Origin of the sequence: Pseudomonas sp. 3JA (genome assembly GCF_036961705.1) — a bacterium.
In the GTDB taxonomy this organism is placed as follows: domain Bacteria; phylum Pseudomonadota; class Gammaproteobacteria; order Pseudomonadales; family Pseudomonadaceae; genus Aquipseudomonas; species Aquipseudomonas fluorescens_Q.
The window spans coordinates 23,936-48,198 of the sequence record NZ_JBAMDJ010000027.1 but is presented as its reverse complement, the minus strand read 5'-3'; the positions used below and the strand labels follow the sequence as shown (position 1 = coordinate 48,198).

The following is a 24,263-nucleotide window of genomic DNA, read 5'->3' as shown; positions in this document are numbered from 1 at the left end:
CAGTGGCTTTGCTGGCCCCATCGCGAGCAAGCTCGCTCCCACAAGGGATTTGGGTGTTCACAACGTTGGTGTTCACCACAAATCCCTGTGGGAGCGAGCTTGCCCGCGATGGCGGCCTGATGACCGCCCCTACCCTTACATCAACCCACACCGATCAAAAAACCGCTCACGCCCCAGGATCATCAGCGCCGCGCGTTTGTGAGGGAAATCAAATTCCTTTTCACAGTGGAAACACTGGTTGTGCAGGTGCCCGATCATCCGGGCATTGTCGGCCCGGGGCTCGGCGACCACGCGCTGGGTGCGCGGATCGTCCAGGAACAGGTAATGCACCAGCGCCGACAGCCAACTGGCCACCTTGTGCGGCCCTCGGTGCTGCTCTTCACCCACCAACATGTGGATGCCGCGATCATAGTTGCCGGCGTCATAGAACGGCGCGATCCGATCTTCCTTGGCCCAATAGGCTTCGAAATAAGCGAACGGCTGGTCATCGAAACAGCCGATCAAGGTCAAGACCCGGGGATCGGCCTGCAGCTTGCCCAGGTACTGGCGATGCTGTTCCAGGCTGCCCTCCTCCTGCCAGAAGCTCGCCACCCGCGGGCTGTTCTGCCAGCGGTTGAAACGTTCCAAGTCCTGCTCGATTTCCAGGGTGCGCAAGGACACCCAGGCCCCCAGCCGCGCATCGAAACGCCGATACACTTCGCCACGGGGTTTGATGGGCCGACGTGGATGGCGGCGGCCATCGGTGATGACCATCTGTTGCGGGTAACTGCCGTTGAACGACTCCCCCAGCCAAGGCTGCGGTAATTGCCAGAACATTGTGCGCTCGCAAAAGTACTCACCGGCACGCTCAGTGGCCGTCAACAAACCGCTGAGCAAGGCTTCGCCGGGGCGCTCGTCGAGGTGCCAGGTCAAGCGCTGGCAGTCGGGATGGCGAGCAAACAGCCAATAGCAGGCCGCCCATAGCGCCGGGCCCACCGGGCGGTCGTTGATCTCCTGCAAGTGCACGTGCAACTCGGGACCGCGCGCAAGGCGCAGCCGGATCAGCGGCGCACCTTCGAGCATCAGGCTCAGGTGGCGTTCGGTTTCATCGGCGCCGAGGCGACGGCCGCCGGGCAAGGGCAACGTCGTCGGGTGGTTGAGGTTGGACATGGGAGCGGCTCGCGTATTCGTCGGTAGTCAACGTGTGACGTGAGCCGGGGCGGGAAATTTAGTGTCGCCCTCAGTGGGAATGCGTGGAGACCAGCTGGATCTGATAGGGCTGGAAAATCTTCAGCATCTGACCGTTATCCCGCAGCGTTTGCAGCAACTGTGCGAACGCTTCACTGGAAATGGGCGCCTGTGGCCGAATCAGCGCGTAATGGTGGTAAATCTGGTCGATGCGTTCAGACACCAGCAATTGCGGGCCGACTTCGGGATTGCGCAACACGTAATCGTTGAGGTACGAACGGGTCACCAGGGCGATATCCGCGCGCCCGCGCAAGACCATCAGCAGATTGCTGTCGTGGGAATACGTCAGCGTGGCGTTGTATTGACCGGCGAGAAACTTGGGGTCGGCGTTGAATTCGGCAAAGGCGTAGTGATAACCGCTAAACAACGCCAGGCGCTTGCCCCTGAGGTCGGCAAAATAACTTTGCTGGCGCTCCGGCTGGCGCTGGGCGACGAAGACTTCCGCATCTTCCAGGCCCATGTCCACCGACGTGTGCGGCACATCCTGCCAACCCCATTCGGGATTCTCGAAAATCGCCATGTCGACCCGGCCCTGCTTGAAATCATTGAAGCGACGCGGGATCGATGTCGGCACCAGCACGAACTGATAGTCGGTTTGCGCCTGGTTCAAGGCCTCCACCATTTGCGGCAGCAGGCCGGTGTCGGCGCCGTTCTCAGGACGAACGGTATAAGGCGGAAAATGCGCCGCACCGATCCGTACCAGTTGCGCTGCCTCGGTCGGCAACGCCAGACAAACGGCCAGAGCAGCCAGCACCAGACGCGAGGTCATCCCCATCGGCGAAAACGTCAAGATAACCCACTCCCCAAAAGTCCCCATCAATAACAATCAAGCTAGGCGGTTTCAGTCACTTAGCCAGCCACGCACGGTCATTTAAGGTATTGCTCGATTATTGTTTTTCTTCAAGCACCAGGATCAGGGCTTGCTCGGCCAGCTCATCGAGGCTCAGGCTGCCTTCGGCGCGAAACCAGGTGGTGGTCCAGGACAACGCTCCCGTGAGGAACCGCCGGGTAATGAACACGTCACCGCGAATATACCCGGCCTCCTTGGCCTGGCCCAGGACCTCGAGCCACAAGTCTTCATAAATATCACGCAGGGCCAGCACGTGCCGCTGCCCTTCCTGCGATAACGAACGCCATTCATAGACCAGCACCGCCATGGCCTCGCCAGTGCCGCCCATGATCGACTGCAATTCGCAGCGAATCAGCGCCAGCACCCGCTCGCGCACGTTGTCGGCCTCGGCCAGGGCAGCGCGCATCAATGCGGTGTTGTAGCGGATGGTTTCTTCCATCACCGCCCGCAGGATGTCGTCCTTGCTCTTGAAATGGTGAAAAATGCTGCCCGACTGAATACCCACGGCACTGGCCAGGTCACGCACCGTGGTGCGCTCGAAGCCTTTGTTGCGAAACAGGTGGGCGGCGGTCTGGAGCAGTTTGCCGCGCGCACTGTCCGGGTCGGTCAGTTGCCCGTTGTCGACCAGCTCCCGCATCACGCCCAGGGCTTTTTGCTCGTCCACCCATTCTCTCCTACAGTCGATCAACCAACGCGCGAGCAATTGCACACCAAACCATCAGTGGCGCGGGCAATTTAAGCTGACCGAGGCAACCAAGCAAGCGCTCGGCCAGAAGAACCAGCGGTCGTTTACAAACCAAGCGCTTGCTTGGTAGTCTCGAACCACCTTTGCCGGAGGGGACGCCATGCCCAAAACGATCCGTATCGGTTGTGCCAGCGCCTTCTGGGGCGATACCTGTACTGCGGCGGCGCAACTGGTCGAGGGCGGGGCGCTGGATTACCTGGTGTTCGACTACCTGGCCGAGGTGACGATGTCGATCATGGCCGGGGCGCGGCTGAAGGATGCTTCGAGCGGCTACGCCACGGACTTCATCGAGGTCCTCACACCGTTGCTACAGCGTTTGCATGACAACGGGATCCGTGTCATCAGCAACGCCGGCGGGGTCAATCCCCGGGCCTGTGCGAAGGCCCTGCAAGCGGCCTGCGACCAGCGGGGCGTGCCGTTGAAGATCGCCGTGCTGCTGGGCGATGACCTGCAACCGCAATTCGAACGGCTCGCCGCCCAAGACATTCGCGAAATGTTCAGTGGCGAACCCCTGCCCTGCGCGTGCGTGTCCATCAACGCCTACCTCGGCGCGCCCGGCATCGTCGAGGCGTTGCGCCTGGGGGCCGATGTGGTGATCACCGGTCGCGTGGTGGACAGCGCCGTGGTCAGCGCCGCCCTGGTGCATGAATTCGACTGGGCCTGGGACGATTACGACCGATTGGCCCAGGCCGCACTGGCCGGGCACCTGATCGAGTGCGGCGCCCAGTGCACGGGCGGCAACTTCACCGACTGGCAGCAAGTGCCGGATTACGAGCACATCGGCTTTCCCATCGTCGAGGTCAGCGCCGACGGCCAATTCACGGTCACCAAAGCCGAAGGCAGCGGCGGATTGGTCACGCCATTGACCGTCGGCGAGCAGTTGCTCTACGAAATCGGCGACCCGCAAGGCTATCTATTGCCGGACGTGATCTGTGATTTCAGCCAGGTCAGGTTGATCCAGCAAGGCAAGCACGCCGTGCGCGTCCACGGTGCCAAGGGCTTGCCGCCCACCGATCAATACAAGGTCAGCGCCACCTGGCCGGACGGCTGGCGCTGCACCGCCACCTGCCTGATCGCCGGCATTGATGCGGTGGCCAAGGCCGAACGCGTCAGCCAGGCAATCGTCGCCAAGACCTCACAGATTTTCAGCCAACGAGGCTGGTCGCCCTACAGCGAAGTGAACATCGAACTGCTGGGCAGCGAAGCCACTTACGGCCAGCACAGTCAGCGCCGGGACAGTCGTGAGGTGGTGATCAAGCTGGCGGTTCGGCACCCGGAGAAACAGCCGCTGGTGCTGTTTTCCAGGGAAATCGCCCAAGCCGCCACCGGCATGGTGCCAGGGCTGACAGGGCTGGTCGGTGGCCGGCCGACGGTGTCACCGTTGATTCGCCTGTTCTCGTTCCTGATCGACAAGGCCACCTGCCGGCTCGAGATTGAACTCGACGGCCAGCGTCACCCTTGTCCCCTGCCCGCTTTCAAACCGCTGCACACCATCGATCTGCCCGTCGCCCCGGACCTGCCCAAACCCCAAGGCCGGACCGATTCCAGCGTGCGGTTGGTCAAACTGGCGGTGGCGCGCTCCGGCGACAAGGGCAACCACAGCAACATCGGCGTGATCGCCCGGGACCCCGAATACCTGCCCTGGATCGCCGAGGCGCTGACCCCGGAGGTGCTGGTCGATTGGATGAGCCACGTGCTCGACCCGCTGCTGGGCCGGGTCGAACGCTGGTACCTGCCGGGCACCCACAGCTTGAATTTCCTGCTGGAAAACGCCCTCGGCGGGGGCGGTGTCGCCAGTCTGCGCATCGATCCCCAGGGCAAGGCGTTCGCCCAACAGTTGCTGGAGATCCAGATACCGGTGCCGCAGCATATTGCCGACCGGGTCGGCCAGGGAGAGTCGCCATGACCCGTGCCGCTCGGTCAAGCACATGCCCAGCAGCTTTTGTGTGGCGAGGGAGCTTGCTCCCGCTGGGTTGCGCAGCGACCCCGATTTTTGCGATTGCTGCGCAATCGAGCGGGAGCAAGCTCCCTCGCCACAGGGTTTTGCGCTAATCCGTTCGAGCAAGAGGAATCTGCATGCCAGTCATCGAATCGCACCTTGACCCGCACTGCGCTGACTTCACGCGCAACCACGCGGCGATGCTGGCCGGTGTCGAACAGCTGCGCCAGCTCGAACAGGCCGTGCTGGAGAAAGCCGCCCAGGCCCAGGACAAGTTCGACCAGCGCGGCCAACTGATGCCGCGCCAGCGCCTGAACCTGCTGCTGGACCCTGGCGCGCCGTTCCTCGAATTGGCGAGCCTGGCCGGCTACAAACTCCATGACGACAAGGACGGTAGCCAGGCCGGCGGCGGCCTGATCGCCGGGATCGGCTACGTGTCCGGGGTGCGGGTGCTGGTGGTGGCCAACAACAGCGCAATCAAGGGCGGCACGATTTCCCCCAGCGGCTTGTACAAGACCCTGCGCCTGCAACAGATCGCCATGGAAAACAAACTGCCGGTCATCACCCTCGCCGAAAGTGGCGGCGCCAATCTCAATTACGCCGCGCAGATATTCGTCGAAGGCGCACGCTGCTTCGCCAACCAGGCACGCATGTCGGCCATGGGCCTGCCACAGATCACCGTGGTGCATGGCTCGGCCACCGCAGGCGGGGCTTATCAGCCAGGGTTGTCGGATTACGTGGTGGTGGTGCGCGACAAGGCGCGCTTGTTCCTGGCCGGGCCGCCGTTACTCAAGGCCGCGACCGGCGAAGTGGCCAGCGAGGAGGAATTGGGCGGTGCACAGATGCATGCGCAGGTGGCGGGCACCGCCGAATACCTGGCGGAGAACGACGCCGACGGTGTGCGCCTGGCCCGGGAGATTCTCAGCCTGCTGCCCTGGAATGCACAACTGCCACCGCAGCCCGAACGGAGCTGGCCGGAACCGCTCTACCCTGCCGACGAATTATTGGGACTGGTCCCCGACGACCCGAAGAAACCCTATGACGTGCAGGAAATCATCGCCCGCATCGCCGACGGCTCGAATTTCCTGGCCTTCAAAAGCGAGTTCGACGCCCAGACGATTTGCGGTCACCTGCACATTCGCGGCCATGCCTGCGGCCTGATCGGCAACAACGGCCCCATCACGCCGCAAGGCGCCAGCAAGGCCGCCCAGTTCATCCAATTGTGCGACCAGAGCCGCACGCCGTTGCTGTTTTTGCACAACACCACCGGGTTCATGGTCGGCACCGAGTCGGAGCGACAAGGGGTGATCAAGCACGGCGCCAAGATGATCCAGGCCGTGGCCAATGCCCGAGTGCCCAAGCTGACCGTCGTGGTGGGCGGCTCCTACGGCGCCGGCAATTACGCCATGTGCGGCCGTGGGCTGGACCCACGCTTCATCTTCGCCTGGCCCAACAGCCATACGGCGGTGATGGGCGGTGCCCAGGCCGGCAAGGTCCTGCGCATGGTCACCGAGGCCACGCAGATCAAGAACGGCCTGCTCCCCGACCCGAAGGCGCTGGACCTGCTCGAACAAACCACCGCGCAGAAACTCGACAGCCAGTCCACCGCCCTCTACGGCAGCGCCAGCCTGTGGGACGACGGGCTCATCGATCCGCGCGACACGCGCACTTTGCTGGGCTACCTGCTGGACATCTGTCACGAGGCCGAGCAGCGGCCACTGCAAGCCAACAGCTTCGGCGTGGCCCGTTTCTGAGGACGCTCCACGGCTCACAGGAGAACACTGAAAATGATCTTCACCCAGGAACACGAAGCACTGCGGCGCACCGTTCGCCAGTTTGTCGAGCATGACATCAACCCTTACGTCGACGAATGGGAGAAAGCCGGGCGTTTTCCCATCCATGAGGTTTTCCGCAAGGCCGGCGAGCTGGGCCTGCTGGGCATTTCCAAACCAGCGGCCTTCGGCGGCATGGGCCTGGACTACAGCTATTCGATCGTCGCGGCCGAGGAATTCGGCACCATTCATTGCGGCGGCGTGCCCATGTCCATCGGCGTGCAGACCGACATGTGTACCCCGGCCCTGGCCCGCTTCGGCTCCGATGAGTTGCGTGAAGCCTTCCTGCGCCCGGCCATCCGCGGCGAACAGGTGGGCTGCATCGGCGTCTCGGAGGTGGGCGCTGGCTCCGACGTCGCCGGCCTCAAGACCACCGCGCGCAAGGACGGCGACGACTACGTCATCAATGGCAGCAAGATGTGGATCACCAATGCGCCAAGCGCTGACTTCATCTGCCTGTTGGCGAATACCTCGGACGACAAGCCCCACGTCAACAAGTCGCTGATCATGGTGCCGATGCACAGCCCCGGCATCAGCCTTGGCCAGCACCTGGACAAACTCGGCATGCGCAGCTCGGAAACCGCCCAGGTGTTTTTCGACGACGTGCGGGTGCCACAACGCAATCGCATCGGCCAGGAGGGCGCCGGGTTCATGATGCAGATGCTGCAATTCCAGGAAGAACGCCTGTTCGGCGCGGCCAACATGCTCAAGGGCCTGGAGCATTGCATCGACAGCACCATCGAGTACTGCAAGGAACGCAAGACCTTCGGCGCGCCCCTGATCGACAACCAGGTGATCCACTTTCGCCTGGCGGAACTGGCCAGCGAGATCGAATGCCTGCGGGCGCTGGTCTACCAGGCCACCGAGCAGTACATCAACGGCCAGGACGTCACGCGACTGGCGTCGATGGCCAAGCTCAAGGCCGGGCGCCTGGCCCGGGAAACCACCGACAGTTGCCTGCAATATTGGGGCGGCATGGGCTTCATGTGGGACAACCCGGTCGCCCGGGCCTATCGCGACGTGCGGCTGGTGTCCATCGGTGCCGGTGCGGACGAGATCATGCTGGGCATCATCTGCAAACTCATGGGGATTTTGCCGGGAAAGAAAAACTGAGCGCATCACCTGCCAGAGCGCCATCGCGAGCACGCTTTGCTCCCACAATGCCCAGTGAGTGCATTCGCCTGTGGGAGCAAAGCTTGCTCGCGATGAGGCCCATACAGACACCGCAAGACGCCAGGAATGAACCCATGCCCGCCTTCAGCAAAATCCTCATCGCCAACCGCGGCGAAATCGCCTGTCGCATCCAGCGCACCGCCCAAGCCCTGGGTTATCGCACGGTAGCGGTGTTCAGCGCGGCTGACGCCGACGCGCTGCATGTGCGCATGGCCGATGAAGCGGTGTTGATCGGCCCAGCCGCGGCGCAGCAGTCCTACCTCAACCCCTCGGCCATTCTCGATGCAGCCCGGCGCTGCGGAGCCGATGCGATCCATCCCGGCTACGGCTTCCTTTCGGAAAATGCCGGGTTCGCCAAGGCCTGCGAAGCGGCCGACATCGTGTTCATCGGCCCCAGCCCCGAGGCCATCGACCTGATGGGCAGCAAGCGCCGGGCAAAAATCGCCATGATTGAAGCCGGCGTTCCCTGCATCGCCGGTTACCAGGGCGCCGCCCAGGACGACGACACGCTGCAGCGCGAAGCCGGGCGTATCGGCTACCCGTTGATGATCAAGGCCAGCGCCGGCGGCGGAGGCCGAGGCATGCGCCTGGTCCAGCGGGCCGAGGACCTGCTGGAGCAGTTGCGCGGCGCGCGCTCGGAGGCCCTGCACGGTTTTGGCAGCGACGAGTTGATCCTCGAACAGGCGTTGATCGATCCGCGGCATGTGGAAGTGCAGATCTTCGGCGACCATCACGGTCAGCTGATCCACCTGGGCGAACGGGACTGCTCGATCCAGCGGCGCCACCAGAAAGTCATCGAGGAAGCGCCCTGCCCGGTCATGACCACCGACCTGCGCCAGGCCATGGGTGACGCGGCACTCAAGGCCGCACGCGCAGTGAATTATGTCGGGGCCGGGACCGTGGAGTTCCTGCTCGCTGCGGACGGTCGGTTTTACTTCCTGGAGATGAACACGCGCCTGCAGGTCGAACACCCGGTCACCGAGCTGATCACCGGCCTGGATCTGGTGGCCTGGCAATTGGACGTCGCCGCCGGCCGGTCGCTGCCCCTGCGCCAGGAGCAGGTGACGCTAAGCGGCCATGCTATGCAGGTGCGGCTGTACGCCGAGGACCCGGCGGCGGATTTTCTGCCCCAGACCGGGCGGCTGATCGGTTGGGAGCCGCCCACGCAGGACGGCGTGCGAATCGACCATGGCCTGCTGGAGGGCCAAGCCATCACCCCGTTTTACGACTCGATGCTGGGCAAGCTCATCGTCCACGGCGCCACTCGCGAGGAGGCCCGACGCAAATTGTTGCGAGCGGTGGAAGATTGCGTCCTGCTTGGCGTCCAGAGCAACCAGCGGCTGCTCACCGGGTTGCTGGCACATCCGCGGTTCATCGACGGTGACTTCGGCAACGGATTCATCGGGCAACACTTTACCGATCATGCGGTGCTCCGGCCCCTTGAGCCCTCTGCCGAACAACTCGCCATCGCCACGGCGGCGTTTTATCAGGCCTCGCAGGCACGGCATGCTCAGGGCCTGGGCGGATGGCGCAACAGCATCGGCGTGGCGCTGCATTACCGGATCGGTGTCGGGGAGCACGACTGGACGCTGAGCCTGGTGGCCGAAGCCGACGGCACATTCAACATCCGCAGTGCCGGGCGCTTGATCGAACTGAGGTTGCTCGACGCTGCCCCTCATGGCGCAACGCTGGTGATCGATGGGATTCGCCGGCGGCATGCGTGGCGCCTCGATGGCAACGATCTCTGGCTGTTCACCTGCCCTGGCGGCCTGCACCTGCAAGATCGGACCCTGGCCCCCATCGCCGCCAAGACCAGCGTCAGCGACGGCACGCTCAAGGCGCCAATGGACGGCGCCATTGTCGAGCTGCGGGTCCGCGAAGGCAGCACCGTGCACCAAGGCCAGTTGCTCATGGTGCTTGAGGCCATGAAAATGGAGCACCCACTCAAGGCCGGCGTCGACGGCGTGGTCAGGCAATTGCAGGTCGCGCGGGGTGACCAGGTGAAAAAACGCCAGGTTTTGTTGCGCGTTGAAAGGGCCCACTAGTCGGATGCCGAGGGTTTGACTACGCTCAAACCCATCAGCACGCCGATACCGGGAACCCTGCAATGCCTCACTGGCTGGTGATTGATCTGGAGGCCACCACCGATGAAGGTGGCTGGCCGGTAACCGAAATGGAAATTATCGAAATCGGCGCCACGCTGGTGAATCGTGACGGCCGCGAAGTGGATCATTTCCAGCGCTTCGTGCGGCCCCTGAGGCGACCGCTGCTGACGCCCTTCTGTCGCGAACTGACCCACATCACCCAGGCCAATATCGACAGTGCCGCACCCTTGACCGAGGTCTGGCCGGTGTTCGAGCGCTGGCTGGCGCCGTATCAGTCGAAGCTGGAAAGCTGGGTCAGTTGGGGCGATTACGACCGCAAGCAACTGCTTCAGGAATGGCAGCACCAGCAATTGCACAGTGTCCTCGGCCAGGTGCCGCACATGAACCTCAAGCAACGCTTCGCCAAGGCCCGTCGACTGGAGCGACCGCTGGGGCTCAATGGCGCGCTGCAACTGGCGGGCCTGCAATTCTGCGGTCAACAGCACCGAGCGCTGGAAGATGCCCGCAATACCGCACGGTTGTTGCCCCTGGTGCTTCCGGGTTGAGCGGCATCCACCTCCCAGCGCGGCAGATGACGAATGTTGCGGCCTTGTGCATACTGGCCGGCCTTTTTCAGCCCCTTTTTCGAGGAATCGCCCATGTTTAAAGTCAACGAGTACTTCGACGGCACCGTCAAGTCGATCGCTTTTGGCACTGCCGAAGGCCCTGCGACCATCGGCGTCATGGCACCGGGCGAATATGAGTTCGGCACGGCCCAACGGGAAATCATGCACGTGGTCTCCGGCGCCCTGACCGTGAAGCTGCCTGACAGCACGGACTGGGAAACCTTCGAAGCCGGCAGCCAGTTCAATGTTCCGGCCAACAGCAAATTCCAGCTCAAAGTGGCCGTCGACACCGCTTACCTGTGTGAATATCGCGGCTGATTCGGCGCATTACAAAGCGGGGAGCACAGTTACCCCTGTGGCGAGGGAGCTTGCTCCCGCTGGGCGTGAAGCAGCCCCTCTTGGCCGGGGACGCTAGCGCGTCCAGCGGGAGCAAGCTCCCTCGCCACAAAAGCTAGAAAAACTGTTGCCTGATAAACAAAAATGCCCGTGTCCAATGACACGGGCATTTTTGTTTACGGATCCTTTTATTCAAGCACTTCAACCGGCATGCCAACTTCAAGCCGACCGTTGCTGTCGTTGACCAGATTCTGACCGAACATCGCACCGTCCGGTGTCGAGCGGTACTGCTGCAAGGTGGCAAAGGGTTCGCGATTCGGATCGCGTTCGCCGGTTTGCGGATCGACCGTGGTCATGATGCAACGTGAGCATGGCTTGACCAGCCGGAACTCAACCTCGCCGATACGAATGCGCTTCCAGCCGTCCTCGGCAAACGCCTCGCTGCCCTCGACCACCAGGTTGGGGCGAAAGCGCAACATTTCCAGCGAACGACCGACCCGACTCGACAAGTCCTGCAAGGACGCCTGGCCAATCAGCAGCAGGGGAAAACCATCGGCGAAGGCAACCTTATCGTCATCCTTGCCATAACCGGCGGCGGTGGTACGCGCCAGATCCACCGGCACATGCACCAGGCGGGTAGGATTGCCGATGAATTCGCTGACCCAGGCCGCGGCCTCGTCACCGGCATCCGGCACACGCAAGGTATCACGCCAGATAATCACCCCGCGCCGCTGTTCCTCCACCACTGGCGGCAGCGGCACGTCGATGGCGCCATGGCCCGGCGCGCTGAGCGTCAGGCCGCCCGATTCGTTCCACAAGGCTGAGAGCTGGCTCATCTTCGCCACGGCTCGCTGGGTCAGGAAACGCCCCGTGCCCTCATCCACCAGCATCCAGCGCCGGTCACCGTCCAGCCCGAGCTTGTCCAGGCCGATCCCTTGCAAGGGCTCGCCCTTGCCGGACTTCAACGGATACCGATACAGCGCGCTCAGCCGCAACATGGTCAACTCCCTGGTGGCGAAAAAAAGCCACCTTATACGAGCCGGCCATTGAAGCAAACCACCATCGGTTTCAGTTGAGCATCAGCCGCTGGCGCACCACATCGACCAGCTTGTCCGGCTGGAATTTGGAGAGGAAGTTGTCGCAACCGACCTTCTTGACCATCGAATCGTTGAAGCTGCCGGACAGCGAGGTGTGCAGTACGACATAGAGCCCACGCAAGCGCGGGTCGTTGCGGATCTCGGTGGTCAGCCGGTAGCCGTCCATTTCGGGCATTTCCGCGTCAGTGAAGATCATCAGCAATTTATCGGTCATCACCTCGCCGGTATCGGCCCAGGCCTTGAGCATGTTCAGGGCTTTGAGGCCGTCGCTGGCGATGTGCATTTTCACGCCCAGTTGCCCCAGGGTATCGCGCAGTTGCGAGAGCGCGACGTTGGAGTCGTCCACCAGCAACACTTCGCGACCACGGGCGCGCTCCAGCACCGGGTCCTCAAGCTTGTCCCGGGAGACCTTGGCGTTGTACGGCACGATTTCGGCCAGGACTTTTTCCACGTCGATGATTTCCACCAACTGATCGTCCACCTTGCTGATGGCCGTCAGGTAGTGCTCACGGCCAGCGCTGGTCGGCGGTGGCAGGATGGCTTCCCAGTTCATGTTGACGATGCGGTCGACGCCGCCCACCAGGAATGCCTGAACCGAGCGGTTGTATTCAGTCACGATAATGGTGCTGTTGGGGCCCGGCACCAAAGGACGCATGCCAATGGCCTGGGACAGGTCGATCACCGGCAACGTCTGGCCGCGCAGATTGACCACGCCGCACACGAACGCGTGACGCTGCGGCATCAGGGTCAGCTTCGGCAACTGCAGCACTTCCTGGACCTTGAACACGTTAATGGCGAACAACTGTCGACCCGCCAAGCGAAACATGAGAATTTCCAGGCGATTCTCACCCACCAGTTGGGTTCGTTGATCTACTGTGTCGAGAATGCCGGCCATTGATGACTCCTGGGCTTGTTCGGATGAATCCAATGAATGAGATATCGGCTGGACGAACCGAATCTTGACCCCCGGATAAAATACAAGCGCGGGGCATTGATGTCACATTAACATCATGCTTTACTGGCTTCATGATTTCATCTGCGATTTTTCCCTGCCGCGCGACCCTCGCTTGTGTGCAAAGTTCCCCTGCCTAAGGGATTCCCCTAGGCACAATCAGGTCCAACCTGATATTCCCGGTATCCAATAGCCATTAATGTGACGCCATTCTCATTGCTGAACGGAGTCAGGCTTTTGTGCGCGACCACAGGACATCGGACCTCCAGTCCTTCGGCCGATCCCACCCGTGCAATTGTTTGCGAATTCACTTTCGCTAAACGGCAGGGATGTGTCGCCGTGCGTCCGACCGCGGTCGACCTTGAGATCCAGCCGTTCGCCATCAGCGGTTTCCTTTCGCCTGACATGATGTTGTGGAGATAAGCATGCCGAACGATCGCAGGAACTGGAGTCAGCGTCTTCCCGAGCTTCTGATCGAAGCCGAGACGCTGCTGGCCAAGTCGGAGGAATGCCTGAGCCATCTGCAATTGATCAACAACGACAAGGATGCCATCGATTGCATGCTCAGCACCTTGCTGAAACTGTCGAACAAGGCCAATGCCTTGGCGTTGGAAGCCGTTTCGGAGTTTTCACTGCATATCCATGGTTTGCTCAGTCACGCGCAAAACCACATGGAGTTGCATGACCAGGCCTTGGACGCCCTGAAAGATTGTTTAACCCTGATGGCCTGGCAATTGGAACTGGTCGATCACACCACTGGCCAGTTGGGCCTGGACAGCAGCGAACAGATCTCGTTGATCGAGGCATTCGCTTTCCAGGTAGGCCAGAGCCCTGGCCAGGCATCGGCAGCGCCACGTCCGCTGGCCTTGGTACCCTACCCCCAGAAACAAGCCTGAGGCGACGATGCCGGCTCAGTGCTGCGTGCCTGGTGCGTAGCGCTCACCGCGCCATGCCGAGCGCGACCAACGATAGGTGAAGTGGTACTATCTCGCGCGTCAGCCACTTCAAGACAGCGCCGTAAAAGCCGCCGACCGAAGCAGCCCTCGACCTGAAACGTTTACCCGACCGGGCCTGTCAGATGCGCTGACCGGCCAGCCCGCAGCGAACATTCATTGGCTCCATCCGCTATGTACGCCAGCCTCAAGTCATTCATCACCTGGCCTCCCTCCCGAGAAAACGCCCGTCGCTTCACATTATTATTGTGTATCTGCTCGACCCTCGGCTGCCTGCTGGCCTACCTGTTCGCCTACACGGTGCCGTTGAGCCTGCTGGTACTGAATGTCGCGGCCATGACCTGTGTAGCGATCCACCATCGATTGTCACGCAAATCCATCAAGTTCCAGCCTCAGGAACTGGCCGACCGGTTGCTTGAGGTCCAGGAAAACGAGCGCCATCGCCTCAGCCGCGAATTGCACGACGACATTGGCCAGTTGCTGACCGCAGCGAAGCTGCAAGGCGAATGGCTCAAGCGGCGGATGCCGGAAGAATTGCAAGGCCAATGCGCGCTACTCTGCGAGACCCTGGACGAAACCCTCAACAAGGTTCGCGACGTATCGGCGATCCTCAACCCCCGGCAACTGGCCAGCCTCGGACTGGAAGCCAGCCTGCGGGCGCACCTGCTCAAGACGCTGGCCAATGCCCCGGTGAAGTGGAGCCTCGATTGCCAACAGCGCATGGCAGGCATCCCGGAGGAAATGTCGGTCGCGGTGTTCCGGATCACCCAGGAAGCGGTCACCAACATCTTGCGTCATGCCCGGGCGACGAATCTGCTGGTACGCTTGCAACGCCTGCCTGACGGCCTGAGCCTGCTGATCAGCGACGATGGCCAGGGTTTTGTCCCGGCCACCCACCCCGCTCGCGAAGGCCAACGGGGCATGGCCGGCATGTCGGAGCGGGTCGAACAGTTGGGCGGCACCCTCAAGGTCATCAGCGAGGCCGGCAAGGGCACGCACATCGAAGCACGCTTTCCCTGGGCGCCGCGAGCCCTGGAACGAGCCAGTAAGAATAAGGTTCTCCTTTGATTTGTAATTTGCTCCTGGTCGATGACCACTCCCTGATCAGGGCCGGCGTGCGCGCGCTGGTCATGGATATCCCGGGCTATGCCGTCATTGGTGAAGCCAGCGATGGCACGCGATTGGTCGAACTGGTCGAACGGTTGAACCCCGATATCGTGCTGCTGGACATTTCCATGAAGGACACCTGCGGCCTGGACGCCCTGCAACAGCTCAAGCGGGTGCGCCCCCACAGCAAGGTGCTGATCCTGTCCATGCATACGGATCCGGCGCTGATCATGCAGGCGCTGGAATCCGGAGCCCATGGCTATTTGCTCAAGGACACCACCGCCAATGAGCTGAAACACGCCTTGGAGGCGCTGCGCAACAACGAACGCTACCTGAGCCCGGCCATCGCCCATACCGTGATCAACCAGGCGCTGACCCGCGTCCAGAAGCATCAGTCGGACCCCGCCCGGACTCATAACCTGACGGCACGCCAGCTGGAAATACTGCGCCTGATCGTGCGCGGCAAGTCCACCCGGGAAATAGCCAACGGCCTGAACCTGAGCATCAAGACCGTGGAAACCCACCGGGCGCAAATCATGAAGCGCCTGCAGATCCATGACGTGGCCGGCCTTGTGCTGTTCGCGGTTCGCGAACAGATCATCAGCCTGGACGATTGAGCGCCGTCGCGCCACCCAACAGCGGCGAATCGGACGGCAGGTGCACGTGCAGTGCTTTTGGGCGGACAGTGAAACGCAGGGCGTCTACCTGCAACGGCTCGCCATCGAGATTGATATCCAGGCCTTGCGCGACCTTGATCTCCACCCATGGCAAGCGCGCGCGGACAAACATGTTGTCGATGCCCAGGCCACCCGCCAGCAAGTCCTTCAACGTACTGACCACCTCCTGCGGCGCCGGCAAGATGCTGATGTCCAGCAACCCATCATCGGCCAACGCCTGCGGGCACAGCACGTGGCCACCCCCCGCCTGACGGCCATTGCCGATGCCCAGCGCGAGCAAATCGCCTTGCCAGTGGAAATCGGGGCCCTGCAACTCACCATAGGCGGCACTCAGCTCACTGAATCGTGACAGGCCGGTGAACAGGTAGGCCGCGCCTCCCAGGACTTTCTTGAGATCCTCGGAAGTGTTCGCCGTCACCTGGCTGCCAAAACCGCCGGTGGCCATGTTCAGGAAAATCCGACCGCAGACGTCCCCCACATCCACGGCCTGCGGCGCAACGTCGAGCAAATCCAGGGCCTGCGCAGGCTCCAACGGAACGCCAGCCGCCCGGGCGAAATCGTTGGCAGTGCCCAGCGGCAGCAGTACCAGGCTGGCTTCACTCGCATGGAGGACGATCGCTTCGGCGATATCACGCAAGGTCCCATCACCGCCGCCGGCGATCAGTCGCGTATAACCGGCCTCCAGCGCCTCATCGACGCATCGTTGGGCATCACCGGCCTCCCAGGTCAACCGTACCGCCAGGTCCCAGCCCTGCTCGCGCTTGAGCATCACTGCCGTGCGAACCTCTTCGTTGAGCGCTTGCTTGCCATGCAAAATCAACAGCGCCTTGCCTTTGCTCATCGTTGTCTCCGTCATTGGAAGGTTCAGGAAATGGGACCGCTCATTCGAGCGAAAAAGCCCGAAACATCTCAATTTATTAAAAAAGCAGGAAGGCTTGCCCCCGGGAAAAACCCGCAGGGCAGCTCGTTCGACCGGGACGTCTTGATTCGAAGAGTTTTCTTACACGATCTGGCGAATCAGCTCAATTGACCCTCTAGCGGTATTGAGACACCTTGGCCTTCTGTTTTGCTGGAACGCTAAAACCCTCTTCACACAAGGAAGCACTTACCCATGGATGGATACGTCACGGCCCGCTGGGGCCGGATCAGTCGTTTGAACAGTTATGGCCAAGGGGATGAACCGTCCCATGCATAACCGTGAATACAAGCTGTTGCCCCAGCAGCGCGCGCCCCTTGGAAGCGGGCGGGCCAATACTCAGAACGCATGCAAAAGTTGCAGTAATCCCGTTGGAGGAATTGATTTGGAACCGCGCGTCGTTGAACTGGAAACCCACCTCAAATACATCCGCAAAGACATGGATGAAATTCGCACCGACGTAAAGGTGATCCGCCACAGGCTGGCCTATTCGGCTGGCGCTGCAGCGGTGGTGCTCGGTCTGCTGGGCTGGATTGCGAACAATCGATTCGATCAGGTGGTGATGCTGCTCACACGATGAAGGTGAGAGGCGTGAAGGCCCGAGGATCCGGCTCGGGCCGCAGGACACCTGCCACGGTGCTAACCCAGGACTTCGCTCAAGGGAATGAAACCCACCTCATCGCCCTCCACCAGCGTCCGTCCCTCGAGCACTTCGACCAACCCTTCGGCCCAGGCGGCGCTGCGAAGGACACCCGAGCTTTGATTCCGGTAGATGATCGCTCGACCATTCTCCATGCGGCCTCGCAAGTATTCTCGTCGACTGCCAGCCTTCGGCCAGGCGAAACCGGCCGGCACCTTGAACATGAGCGGCGCCACCGACTTAACGCCCTGGCGTCTTAGCAGGTAGGGCCGTGCCAGCAGTGCGAAAGTCACGAGGGTCGAGGCAGGGTTTCCAGGCAGGCCTATGACCGGCACGCCACGGTAATGCCCGAACGTCAGCGGCTTACCCGGCTTGATGGCGAGTTTCCATAGCGCCAGCTCGCCGTCCTCGCGCAAGGCGACTCCCAGGAAATCCGCCTCCCCCACCGATACTCCACCGGTGGACAGGATCAGATCGACATCAGACAACTGTGCCAGGCGCTCGCGGGTGGCCGATAAATCGTCAGGCAGGATACCCGCGTCAATCACTTCACAACCCATGCATTGCAGCCAGCCACACAGCAGCACGCGGTTGCTGTTATAGATCTGGCCCGGGCCCAACGCCTGACCGGGTTCGACCAGCTCATCCCCCGTGGACAGGACTGCGACGCGAACTTTGCGCACCACTTCCAGCGAGGCACAGCCCAAGGAGGCTGCCAGCCCCAGCTCGATCGGCCCCAGGCGCGTACCGGCAGAAAGCACCTGGTCGCCGACGGTGGTCTCCTGTCCCTGGGGGCGAATGTTCTGCCCGCTGACCATGGGCTCGGTAAACCGCACCCGCTGGTCGTCTTCAACCACGGCATTTTCCTGCATCTCGACGCAATCGGCGCCAGCAGGGACTGGCGCCCCGGTGAAGATCCGCGCACACGTGCCAACCGCCAGCGGCTCCGGGGCCTGCCCGGCAAAAATCCGCTGGCTGACCGTCAACGGCTCGCCGCTCCAGTCAGCCAACCGCAAGGCATAGCCGTCCATGGCGCTGTTGGGCCATGGCGGCAAATCAAGGGTCGACACCAGATCCTCGGCGAGCACTCGCCCTAGCGCCGCGGCCAAAGGCAAATGCTCGCGCTGGACAATCGGCGTGGCCGCCGCCATCTCGAGCAGTCGCTCCAACGCGACCTCAACAGCCATCAAGGCCCCGGCCTTGCCCGGTTTACCCACGGGATTCACAAGGCGCTGCCTGTTTCAAATGAGCCACGAAGTTGCACGGCCGATGCCGCACATCCAGCTGTTCGGCCAGGATGCCATCCCATCCGGTACGCACCGCGTTGGTCGAACCCGGCAGGCAACACACCAGCGTGCCATTGGCCAGGCCTGCCAGCGCGCGGGACTGCACGGTGGAAGTGCCGATGTCAGCCACGGATATCTGTCGAAACAACTCGCCAAAGCCATCGACCTGCTTGTCCAGCAGGCACGTGACGGCTTCCGGCGTGCTGTCACGCCCAGTGAAACCGGTGCCGCCGGTGATCAGCACCACCTGCACCACGTCTTCGGCAATCCAGGTCGCGACTTGCGCACGGATCTTGTACAAATCATCTTTGAGCAGGACCCGCTGCGCCAGGTTGTGGCCGGCCGCCGTGAGCCGATCGACGAAGACCTGCCCGGACGTATCGGTTTCCAGGGTACGAGTATCACTGACAGTCAGCACCGCGATATTGAGCGGCACGAAAGGTACATCAGCCTTGGCTTTCATAGGCTCGTCCAGTTGTGAAGGAAACAGCCCGGTGTTATATCACAGCGCTTCATTTTTGCGCCCGTGCGGAGACACGCCATGACCTCGATTACGCCGCTGCCATCCTGCTCTATTCTGCTCTTGGCGGGTGGCCGCGGGCAACGCATGGGCGGTCAGGACAAAGGCCTGGTGCAGTGGCAAGGCGAACCGCTGATTGCCCATATCCATCGCCAGACCCGCGCCCTGAGCGATGACCTGATCATTTCCTGCAACCGTAATGCGCAACGTTATGCACCGTATGCCGATCAGTTGGTGCATGACGAGGAAGGCGACTTTCCCGGGCCGCTGGCAGGTATCCGGGCAGGCCTCAAGGCTGCGAAGCATCCGTATTTGCTGGTGCTACCGTGCGACGTGCCGCAGATCGACGCAGGCCTGCTCGACAACATGCGCAGGACGGCCAGCCAGCACCCTGGTCAGCCATTGATGGTGCGGCACGGCGAGCATTGGGAACCGCTGCTGTGTGTCATCCCGTTGGCCCTGGCAGCGAGCTTCGAAAAAGCCTGGAGCGACGGCGAACGCAGCCCCGGTCGGGTTATGCGCGCGTTGCACGCCGTTGCCTTGCAATGCCCTGCCGACGACCCGCGGCTGGCCAATCTGAACACCCCGGAGTTACTGGCCCGACATAAAGGCGTGTCAGATTGACACTAGCCAGGAACTTGCGCGCAATGTATACGTCTGAAGGTCAGTAACTTGAAGAATCCATTTCGGAGAAACACCATGACACAACGGACCCTCGCCACGTTCATGCTCGCTCTGGGCCTCGCCACCCTTGCCGGGTGCGCTTCGCCAACAGTGATCACCTTGAATGACGGTCGCGAAATCCAGGCCGTCGATACCCCTCATTACGATGAAGAAAGCGGCTTCTACGAATTCGAGCAACTGGATGGCAAGCAGACTCGCGTGAACAAGGATCAGGTTCGTACCGTTAAGGATTTGTAATCTGTAACGCTGCTACCCTAAGTCGCTAGAAAAAACGGCGCTTCCTGAAGAGGGGAGCGCCGTTTTTTTTGGGCTTGGTTTTGGGTGTATATCCGTTGCTGCGGTAACGGCCACTTAGGGTTCCGCCCTGACGGCGGGTCACTTTCGAAAAGCGTGTCCGGTCCGTACAAAAAGCGCGAAAGTAACCAAAGCGCTCCTGCCCCACCACTCGGCACCTCGCTTAGGCTCGGTGTGCCCTCACTCCGGCATTGCTCCGTGGGCCGCCGCGAAGGGCCATCCATGGCCCAGCGCGGCTACCTCGGCATCCATGCCGAGGTGCCCACTGCGCAATGCCTGCGTTCGGCCAGCGTGGTTAATGGGGCGCCCGAGATCAACGTCCACCACGAGGCGGCCTGATAGCCGACCTGGTTTAGGTGGGACCGCGTTTCTCCTGTGGGAGCGAGCTTGCTCGCGATAGCGGTGGCTCAGCCCCGAAGATGCTGGCATGTGTCCCGCTCTTGCTCTTGCTCTTGCTCTTGCTCTTGCTCTTGCTTTGGATTTTGATCTGAACGCCCTGTTAAGCCACGCTGGCCGAACGCAGGCATTGCGCAATGGGCATCCCGGCATGGATGCCGGGATAGCCGTGCTGGGCCATGGATGGCCCCGGCCCACGAAGCAATGCCTTCGTTCAGGCATGCCGAGCCTAGGCGAGGCACCAAGTGGTGGGGCAAAGCGCTTTTGGTTACTTTTGGCGCTCTTCTTCCAAAAGTGACCCGCCGTCAGGACGGAACCATAAGCAGCCGTTACCGCAGCAACGGATATACACACCATGCCCCAAACGGAAAATCAAATCCACTCACCGCCTTGGAGCTGGGTTCACTGACTACCACTGCAACGTAATGTCGCTCTCAAACACACGTTTCAGGCCAGTAACCGGATCAACAAAACGCACCCCTTGAGCCAGCAGCTTCAAAGGATTCGAGTAATCATCCTCAACATCCCGAAGCACATCAGGATAAAACGGATCATTGCAGATCCCCGCCCCAAGGGCATTCATGTGAACCCGCAACTGGTGTTTCTTGCCCGTGACCGGATACAAGCCATAGCGCCACAACTCGCCGTTCCTTTCCAGCACTTCGATGGCCGTTTCGGTATTGGGCTCGCCCGGTCCTTCCTGCATCCGAAAGAACGGCTCACCATCGATCATCCGGCTTCTATGCACCCGGGGAAAGGTCAGCCCAGGCAATGCGCGGGCAATGGCCTGGTAGCGTTTTTCGATCTGTCGCGTCGGGAATAACGACTGATACGCCGAGCGGGTGTTCGGGTTGGCCGAGAACAACACCAGCCCGGCCGTGTGCCGGTCGATGCGGTGCAAGGGCACCAGATGCGGGTTGTCCAGGCGCCGGATCAGCCGTCGCAACAAGGTTTGCTCGACGTATTCGCCCGCCGGAGTGACAGGCAGAAAATGCGGTTTGTCTGCCACCACCAAGTGCTCGTCGGCATACAGGATCGACTCCACCACCGGGATCGGCTTCTCGTCGGGCACTTCACGGAAGTAGTGGATGCGCAGGCCTTCACGGTATGGCAGGTCGACCTGGATGGCCTTGCCCTCCCCGTCCAATACCCGACCCCGAGCGATCCGGTCCAGCCACTGCTCGCGACTGATGGCGCTGAAATGCTCGCACAGGCACTCCAGCACCGTCTGCCAGGAACCGGGCGGCAGGTACAGCGTACTGGCCTGATGATGAGCGGCGGAAAACGATGAACCGGACATTGAAAACTCTTAGGCATTTTTGCGAGGCAGTATTATCCGACAGTCGCACAGGCCAGCCCAGCAATGATTGCTCACGTGGTGACCGACGTCGATTTTGCCGCAGCTTCGGTGAATTCCTTCAACCAGCGCAGCACTTCCACCGCCTCCCAGCGACCTGGATCGTACAACGCGTACAACAGGCCCTGGTAACCCACCACATCCAGCTGTTTGTGATAGCCGGCACGCTGGAACAACGCTTCAATCTCGGCGAAACAGGTGTTGAAATGCAGTTTGTTGAAGGGCGTCTTGCCTTCGGTAACCAAGCCATCCAGGCGCAGTTCCAGGACTGCCTCGCGCACAACGTCCGCGGACATCCTGTTCACGCTGCTTTTCAGTTGTTCGACATTGACCAAGGGGATGCACTCCAGATAACTGTATGCACATACAGTAACCGAAGCACGATACTTTCGCCAACCGCAGTATCAGGAACTGACAGATGAACTGCTCAACCGAGAAACTTCACGATCTGTTCGGCCTCGAAGGGCCAGTCCAGCTCGGCACCGGTATCCAGCCTGCGCAGCACGGGAATACGCAGCCCATAACTATCCACCCAGGCTTCGCGTTCTGAAATGTCCACCAGTTCCACCAACAATCCATGTTCGACGAGAGGCATCAGTTCAGCTTCGGCTACTTCGCAAAGATGACACCCCAGGGTGCCGAACAACTGGCATTCAGGAAGCATGGCGGGTAGACCCAAAAAAGATAGACGGTCATTCTAGGCCCGCCCCGGGAAACCGTCGAGTCGCTGGCTCGCTTCAAGGTGTTTCGGTAAAACGCTGATGCAAATCACTGAGCGTCAATGCTTTTCCAGCGACGCTTGTCGCATTTTCCCCTCTACGCTGTGCGTTGTAGCCTTGAAACGGAGTTCCCCTTGTTTGCCAACCTGCTGATCATCCTTGCTTCGTCCCTGGTGGTCATCGCCTTGTTCAGGCGGCTGCGCCTGCCACCCGTGTTGGGTTATCTCTGCGTCGGGCTGGCGGTCGGGCCTACCGCGCTGGACTGGGTCAACGACAGCGAAGAACTGCCAGACCTGGCCGAGCTCGGGGTGGTGTTCCTGCTGTTCTCGTTGGGGCTCGAGTTTTCCCTGTCGAAAATGCTCGAACTGCGTCGGGTCGTGTTCGGCCTCGGCAGCCTGCAGGTGCTGTGCTCAGGGGCGGTCCTGGCGGGATTGCTGGCGTTGGCCGGCGCCCCTGTGATCGCCGCGTTGTTGCTCGGCGCAGGACTTGCCTTGTCCTCCACCGCCATCGTCAGCAAGGAGTTGACCAGCCTGGGAGAAATCTTCAGCAGCCATGGCCAGAACGCCATCGGAGTGTTGTTGTTCCAGGACGTTGTCGCGGTACTGTTGTTGACCCTGGTGCCGGTATTCGCCGGCAGTAGCGACCATCCATGGTACTGGGCACTGCCCTTGACCTTGGGCAAGACCCTGGTTCTGTTCGGTGGTCTGCTGCTGGCTAGCCGACTGTTGTTGCCCCGGCTGTTCCATGAGGTGGCGGCGTCCCGGTCCGCGGAACTGTTCGTGCTGCTGGCCCTGGTGATCGTGTTGCTGACGGCATGGCTGACCCACCTGCTCGGTTTGTCGCCAGCCCTGGGAGCGTTCCTGGCGGGCATGCTGCTGGGGGAGAGCCACTACCGGCACCAGATCGAAGCCGACATACGTCCGTTCCGAGATATCCTGCTGGGGCTGTTCTTCGTCAGCATCGGCATGCTGATCGACCTGCAGTTGTTCCTCGACGACGGCTTGTTGATCCTGGGATTGACCATCGGCCTGATGCTCATCAAGGGCTGTGTGGTCGCCATCTTGGTGAAATGGCGCGGCAGCGACGTTGAAACCGCCTGGCGCAGTGGCCTGGCGCTGGCCCAGGGCGGTGAATTCTGCTTCGCCCTGATGGCCCTCATGCAGCAGAACCGCCTCATGCCCGCCGACATCAGCGGCCTGCTGCTGGCCGCGACCTTCTGCTCGATGCTACTGACTCCCCTGTTACTGCGTGCGGCGCCACGCATCGCCGCGCGCCTGCATCGCAAACCCAACGAAGAGGCGCAACTGGACCAGATCAGCGCACTCAACGCCGGCTTGTCGGGCCATGTGGTCATTTGCGGCTACGGGCGCGTCGGTCAATCCATCGGGCGGTTCCTGCGTCGCGAAGGCCAGGCGTTCGTCGCCCTGGATGACGACCCGGTGATTATCCAGGAAGCCACCGTCGGGGAAAACTGCGTGCATTACGGGGATTCGCGACGAGGTGACCTGCTTGCGGCCGTTGGCTTGAGCCGCGCCAGACTGCTGGTGATCGCGGTGGACAAGACCGACATTGCCATCACCGTGCTCAAGGCGGCCCGCCAGGTCAATCACCAGGTACCGATCCTGGTGCGCACCCGTGACGACAGCCAACTGGCCGAGTTGCAGGCTGCCGGGGCCAGCGAAGTGGTCCCGGAACTGCTGGAGTCGAGCCTGATGCTGGCCTCCCACGCCTTGATCATGCTCGGCCTGCCCGAGCAGCAGGTCCGGCATCATGTGGACCAGGTTCGTCATGACCGCTACCGCCTGCTCCATGGCTTTTATCCCGGCAACCAGGACAAGGAGCCATAGTGCGAC

25 protein-coding genes are annotated in these 24,263 nt (G+C 61.6%); 14 read left to right on the top strand and 11 right to left on the bottom strand.

Annotation, left to right across the window (positions count from 1 at the left end; genetic code table 11):
* Positions 1-135: 135 nt before the first annotated feature.
* From V7773_RS20405 to V7773_RS20395, 3 genes are all read right to left on the bottom strand, one after another.
* Positions 136-1,149, bottom strand: coding sequence for a GNAT family N-acetyltransferase (locus tag V7773_RS20405; RefSeq protein ID WP_092144774.1), 1,014 nt, complete (start codon positions 1,147-1,149; stop codon positions 136-138).
* A 70-nt stretch (positions 1,150-1,219) separates the two neighbouring features.
* Entirely contained in the window at positions 1,220-1,996 is a 777-nt protein-coding gene (locus V7773_RS20400; RefSeq protein WP_336074794.1) for a substrate-binding periplasmic protein, read from the bottom strand.
* 118 nt (positions 1,997-2,114) lie between these two features.
* Complete coding sequence (locus V7773_RS20395; RefSeq protein WP_336074763.1) at positions 2,115-2,741, bottom strand: TetR/AcrR family transcriptional regulator; 627 nt, start codon at positions 2,739-2,741, stop codon at positions 2,115-2,117.
* Between the two features lie 181 nt (positions 2,742-2,922).
* Between V7773_RS20395 and V7773_RS20390 the strand changes: the two genes are divergently transcribed.
* The 6 genes from V7773_RS20390 (at position 2,923) to ppnP (ending at position 10,794) form a co-directional block, all read left to right on the top strand.
* The gene (locus tag V7773_RS20390; RefSeq protein ID WP_336074762.1) at positions 2,923-4,728 is read left to right on the top strand and encodes an acyclic terpene utilization AtuA family protein; all 1,806 of its coding nucleotides are present in this window, start codon (positions 2,923-2,925) and stop codon (positions 4,726-4,728) included.
* Positions 4,729-4,898: 170 nt separating this feature from the next.
* Positions 4,899-6,515 carry a geranyl-CoA carboxylase subunit beta gene (gene atuC / locus V7773_RS20385; protein WP_336074760.1) on the top strand — a complete coding sequence of 539 codons (1,617 nt, stop codon included), beginning with the start codon at positions 4,899-4,901 and terminating at the stop codon, positions 6,513-6,515.
* A 33-nt stretch (positions 6,516-6,548) separates the two neighbouring features.
* Positions 6,549-7,706 carry a citronellyl-CoA dehydrogenase gene (gene atuD, locus V7773_RS20380; protein WP_092222970.1) on the top strand — a complete coding sequence of 386 codons (1,158 nt, stop codon included), beginning with the start codon at positions 6,549-6,551 and terminating at the stop codon, positions 7,704-7,706.
* Positions 7,707-7,840: 134 nt separating this feature from the next.
* Positions 7,841-9,811: an acetyl/propionyl/methylcrotonyl-CoA carboxylase subunit alpha gene (locus tag V7773_RS20375; RefSeq protein ID WP_336074757.1), complete on the top strand. Its 1,971-nt coding sequence runs from the start codon at positions 7,841-7,843 to the stop codon at positions 9,809-9,811.
* 62 nt (positions 9,812-9,873) lie between these two features.
* A complete protein-coding gene (locus V7773_RS20370) occupies positions 9,874-10,416 on the top strand; it encodes an exonuclease domain-containing protein (protein ID WP_063322286.1) in 543 nt (180 codons plus the stop codon).
* A gap of 93 nt (positions 10,417-10,509) precedes the next feature.
* Positions 10,510-10,794 (top strand): pyrimidine/purine nucleoside phosphorylase, encoded by a 285-nt coding sequence (gene ppnP / locus V7773_RS20365; RefSeq protein ID WP_014337306.1) that lies wholly within the window; start codon positions 10,510-10,512, stop codon positions 10,792-10,794.
* Between the two features lie 206 nt (positions 10,795-11,000).
* Here the strand turns inward: ppnP and V7773_RS20360 are convergent, their stop codons facing one another.
* Together V7773_RS20360 and V7773_RS20355 are read right to left on the bottom strand one after the other, a co-directional pair.
* Complete coding sequence (locus tag V7773_RS20360) at positions 11,001-11,810, bottom strand: MOSC domain-containing protein (RefSeq protein WP_336074756.1); 810 nt, start codon at positions 11,808-11,810, stop codon at positions 11,001-11,003.
* A gap of 70 nt (positions 11,811-11,880) precedes the next feature.
* Positions 11,881-12,804 carry a chemotaxis protein CheV gene (locus V7773_RS20355; RefSeq protein WP_336074754.1) on the bottom strand — a complete coding sequence of 308 codons (924 nt, stop codon included), beginning with the start codon at positions 12,802-12,804 and terminating at the stop codon, positions 11,881-11,883.
* Positions 12,805-13,286: 482 nt separating this feature from the next.
* Here V7773_RS20355 and V7773_RS20350 point away from each other — a divergent pair, with 482 nt between their 5' ends.
* The 3 genes from V7773_RS20350 (at position 13,287) to V7773_RS20340 (ending at position 15,538) form a co-directional block, all read left to right on the top strand.
* Positions 13,287-13,757, top strand: a complete 471-nt coding sequence (locus V7773_RS20350) for a hypothetical protein (protein WP_336074753.1) — start codon at positions 13,287-13,289, stop codon at positions 13,755-13,757.
* 231 nt (positions 13,758-13,988) lie between these two features.
* A complete protein-coding gene (locus V7773_RS20345) occupies positions 13,989-14,882 on the top strand; it encodes a sensor histidine kinase (protein ID WP_063322290.1) in 894 nt (297 codons plus the stop codon).
* Positions 14,879-15,538: a response regulator gene (locus V7773_RS20340; protein ID WP_063322291.1), complete on the top strand. Its 660-nt coding sequence runs from the start codon at positions 14,879-14,881 to the stop codon at positions 15,536-15,538. Before V7773_RS20345 ends, V7773_RS20340 begins: the two co-directional genes overlap by 4 nt.
* On the opposite strand, the gene yegS is transcribed toward V7773_RS20340, so the two are convergent.
* Positions 15,522-16,439: a lipid kinase YegS gene (yegS, locus tag V7773_RS20335; protein WP_336074752.1), complete on the bottom strand. Its 918-nt coding sequence runs from the start codon at positions 16,437-16,439 to the stop codon at positions 15,522-15,524. The two genes, V7773_RS20340 and yegS, sit on opposite strands and share 17 nt — an antisense overlap.
* A gap of 346 nt (positions 16,440-16,785) precedes the next feature.
* Here yegS and V7773_RS20330 point away from each other — a divergent pair, with 346 nt between their 5' ends.
* A complete protein-coding gene (locus V7773_RS20330; RefSeq protein WP_256571802.1) occupies positions 16,786-17,094 on the top strand; it encodes a hypothetical protein in 309 nt (102 codons plus the stop codon).
* A gap of 59 nt (positions 17,095-17,153) precedes the next feature.
* On the opposite strand, the gene V7773_RS20325 is transcribed toward V7773_RS20330, so the two are convergent.
* Together V7773_RS20325 and moaB are read right to left on the bottom strand one after the other, a co-directional pair.
* Positions 17,154-18,341 (bottom strand): molybdopterin molybdotransferase MoeA, encoded by a 1,188-nt coding sequence (locus tag V7773_RS20325; RefSeq protein ID WP_336074792.1) that lies wholly within the window; start codon positions 18,339-18,341, stop codon positions 17,154-17,156.
* A 22-nt stretch (positions 18,342-18,363) separates the two neighbouring features.
* Complete coding sequence (gene moaB / locus V7773_RS20320; RefSeq protein WP_063322294.1) at positions 18,364-18,903, bottom strand: molybdenum cofactor biosynthesis protein B; 540 nt, start codon at positions 18,901-18,903, stop codon at positions 18,364-18,366.
* Positions 18,904-18,981: 78 nt separating this feature from the next.
* On the opposite strand from moaB, the gene mobA reads away from it, so the two are divergent.
* From mobA to V7773_RS20305, 3 genes are all read left to right on the top strand, one after another.
* Complete coding sequence (gene mobA / locus V7773_RS20315) at positions 18,982-19,584, top strand: molybdenum cofactor guanylyltransferase MobA (RefSeq protein WP_336074750.1); 603 nt, start codon at positions 18,982-18,984, stop codon at positions 19,582-19,584.
* A gap of 75 nt (positions 19,585-19,659) precedes the next feature.
* The gene (locus V7773_RS20310) at positions 19,660-19,881 is read left to right on the top strand and encodes a YgdI/YgdR family lipoprotein (RefSeq protein WP_003199454.1); all 222 of its coding nucleotides are present in this window, start codon (positions 19,660-19,662) and stop codon (positions 19,879-19,881) included.
* A 231-nt stretch (positions 19,882-20,112) separates the two neighbouring features.
* Positions 20,113-20,277, top strand: coding sequence for a hypothetical protein (locus tag V7773_RS20305; protein ID WP_218191455.1), 165 nt, complete (start codon positions 20,113-20,115; stop codon positions 20,275-20,277).
* Positions 20,278-20,743: 466 nt separating this feature from the next.
* On the opposite strand, the gene V7773_RS20300 is transcribed toward V7773_RS20305, so the two are convergent.
* The 3 genes from V7773_RS20300 to V7773_RS20290 form a co-directional block, all read right to left on the bottom strand.
* On the bottom strand, positions 20,744-21,634 hold the full coding sequence (locus V7773_RS20300; RefSeq protein ID WP_336074747.1) for a pseudouridine synthase: 891 nt from the start codon (positions 21,632-21,634) through the stop codon (positions 20,744-20,746).
* 71 nt (positions 21,635-21,705) lie between these two features.
* Positions 21,706-22,026 (bottom strand): hypothetical protein, encoded by a 321-nt coding sequence (locus tag V7773_RS20295; protein WP_063322297.1) that lies wholly within the window; start codon positions 22,024-22,026, stop codon positions 21,706-21,708.
* Between the two features lie 92 nt (positions 22,027-22,118).
* On the bottom strand, positions 22,119-22,355 hold the full coding sequence (locus V7773_RS20290) for a glutaredoxin family protein (protein ID WP_063322298.1): 237 nt from the start codon (positions 22,353-22,355) through the stop codon (positions 22,119-22,121).
* A gap of 189 nt (positions 22,356-22,544) precedes the next feature.
* Here V7773_RS20290 and V7773_RS20285 point away from each other — a divergent pair, with 189 nt between their 5' ends.
* Entirely contained in the window at positions 22,545-24,257 is a 1,713-nt protein-coding gene (locus V7773_RS20285) for a cation:proton antiporter (protein ID WP_336074745.1), read from the top strand.
* Positions 24,258-24,263 lie beyond the last annotated feature (6 nt).

What these genes read in the sequence shown, in the direction of transcription:
- V7773_RS20370 (WP_063322286.1), top strand. Translation starts at nt 9,874, where the DNA reads ATGCCTCACTGGCTGGTGATTGATCTGGAGGCCACCACCGATGAAGGT.
- V7773_RS20405 (WP_092144774.1), bottom strand. Translation starts at nt 1,149, where the DNA reads ATGTCCAACCTCAACCACCCGACGACGTTGCCCTTGCCCGGCGGCCGT.
- V7773_RS20390 (WP_336074762.1), top strand. Translation starts at nt 2,923, where the DNA reads ATGCCCAAAACGATCCGTATCGGTTGTGCCAGCGCCTTCTGGGGCGAT.
- V7773_RS20290 (WP_063322298.1), bottom strand. Translation starts at nt 22,355, where the DNA reads ATGCTTCCTGAATGCCAGTTGTTCGGCACCCTGGGGTGTCATCTTTGC.
- V7773_RS20310 (WP_003199454.1), top strand. Translation starts at nt 19,660, where the DNA reads ATGACACAACGGACCCTCGCCACGTTCATGCTCGCTCTGGGCCTCGCC.
- V7773_RS20330 (WP_256571802.1), top strand. Translation starts at nt 16,786, where the DNA reads ATGCATAACCGTGAATACAAGCTGTTGCCCCAGCAGCGCGCGCCCCTT.
- moaB (WP_063322294.1), bottom strand. Translation starts at nt 18,903, where the DNA reads ATGAAAGCCAAGGCTGATGTACCTTTCGTGCCGCTCAATATCGCGGTG.
- V7773_RS20325 (WP_336074792.1), bottom strand. Translation starts at nt 18,341, where the DNA reads ATGGCTGTTGAGGTCGCGTTGGAGCGACTGCTCGAGATGGCGGCGGCC.
- V7773_RS20360 (WP_336074756.1), bottom strand. Translation starts at nt 11,810, where the DNA reads ATGTTGCGGCTGAGCGCGCTGTATCGGTATCCGTTGAAGTCCGGCAAG.
- yegS (WP_336074752.1), bottom strand. Translation starts at nt 16,439, where the DNA reads ATGAGCAAAGGCAAGGCGCTGTTGATTTTGCATGGCAAGCAAGCGCTC.
- atuD (WP_092222970.1), top strand. Translation starts at nt 6,549, where the DNA reads ATGATCTTCACCCAGGAACACGAAGCACTGCGGCGCACCGTTCGCCAG.
- V7773_RS20345 (WP_063322290.1), top strand. Translation starts at nt 13,989, where the DNA reads ATGTACGCCAGCCTCAAGTCATTCATCACCTGGCCTCCCTCCCGAGAA.
- atuC (WP_336074760.1), top strand. Translation starts at nt 4,899, where the DNA reads ATGCCAGTCATCGAATCGCACCTTGACCCGCACTGCGCTGACTTCACG.
- V7773_RS20375 (WP_336074757.1), top strand. Translation starts at nt 7,841, where the DNA reads ATGCCCGCCTTCAGCAAAATCCTCATCGCCAACCGCGGCGAAATCGCC.
- V7773_RS20350 (WP_336074753.1), top strand. Translation starts at nt 13,287, where the DNA reads ATGCCGAACGATCGCAGGAACTGGAGTCAGCGTCTTCCCGAGCTTCTG.
- V7773_RS20400 (WP_336074794.1), bottom strand. Translation starts at nt 1,996, where the DNA reads ATGACCTCGCGTCTGGTGCTGGCTGCTCTGGCCGTTTGTCTGGCGTTG.
- ppnP (WP_014337306.1), top strand. Translation starts at nt 10,510, where the DNA reads ATGTTTAAAGTCAACGAGTACTTCGACGGCACCGTCAAGTCGATCGCT.
- V7773_RS20300 (WP_336074747.1), bottom strand. Translation starts at nt 21,634, where the DNA reads ATGTCCGGTTCATCGTTTTCCGCCGCTCATCATCAGGCCAGTACGCTG.
- V7773_RS20355 (WP_336074754.1), bottom strand. Translation starts at nt 12,804, where the DNA reads ATGGCCGGCATTCTCGACACAGTAGATCAACGAACCCAACTGGTGGGT.
- mobA (WP_336074750.1), top strand. Translation starts at nt 18,982, where the DNA reads ATGACCTCGATTACGCCGCTGCCATCCTGCTCTATTCTGCTCTTGGCG.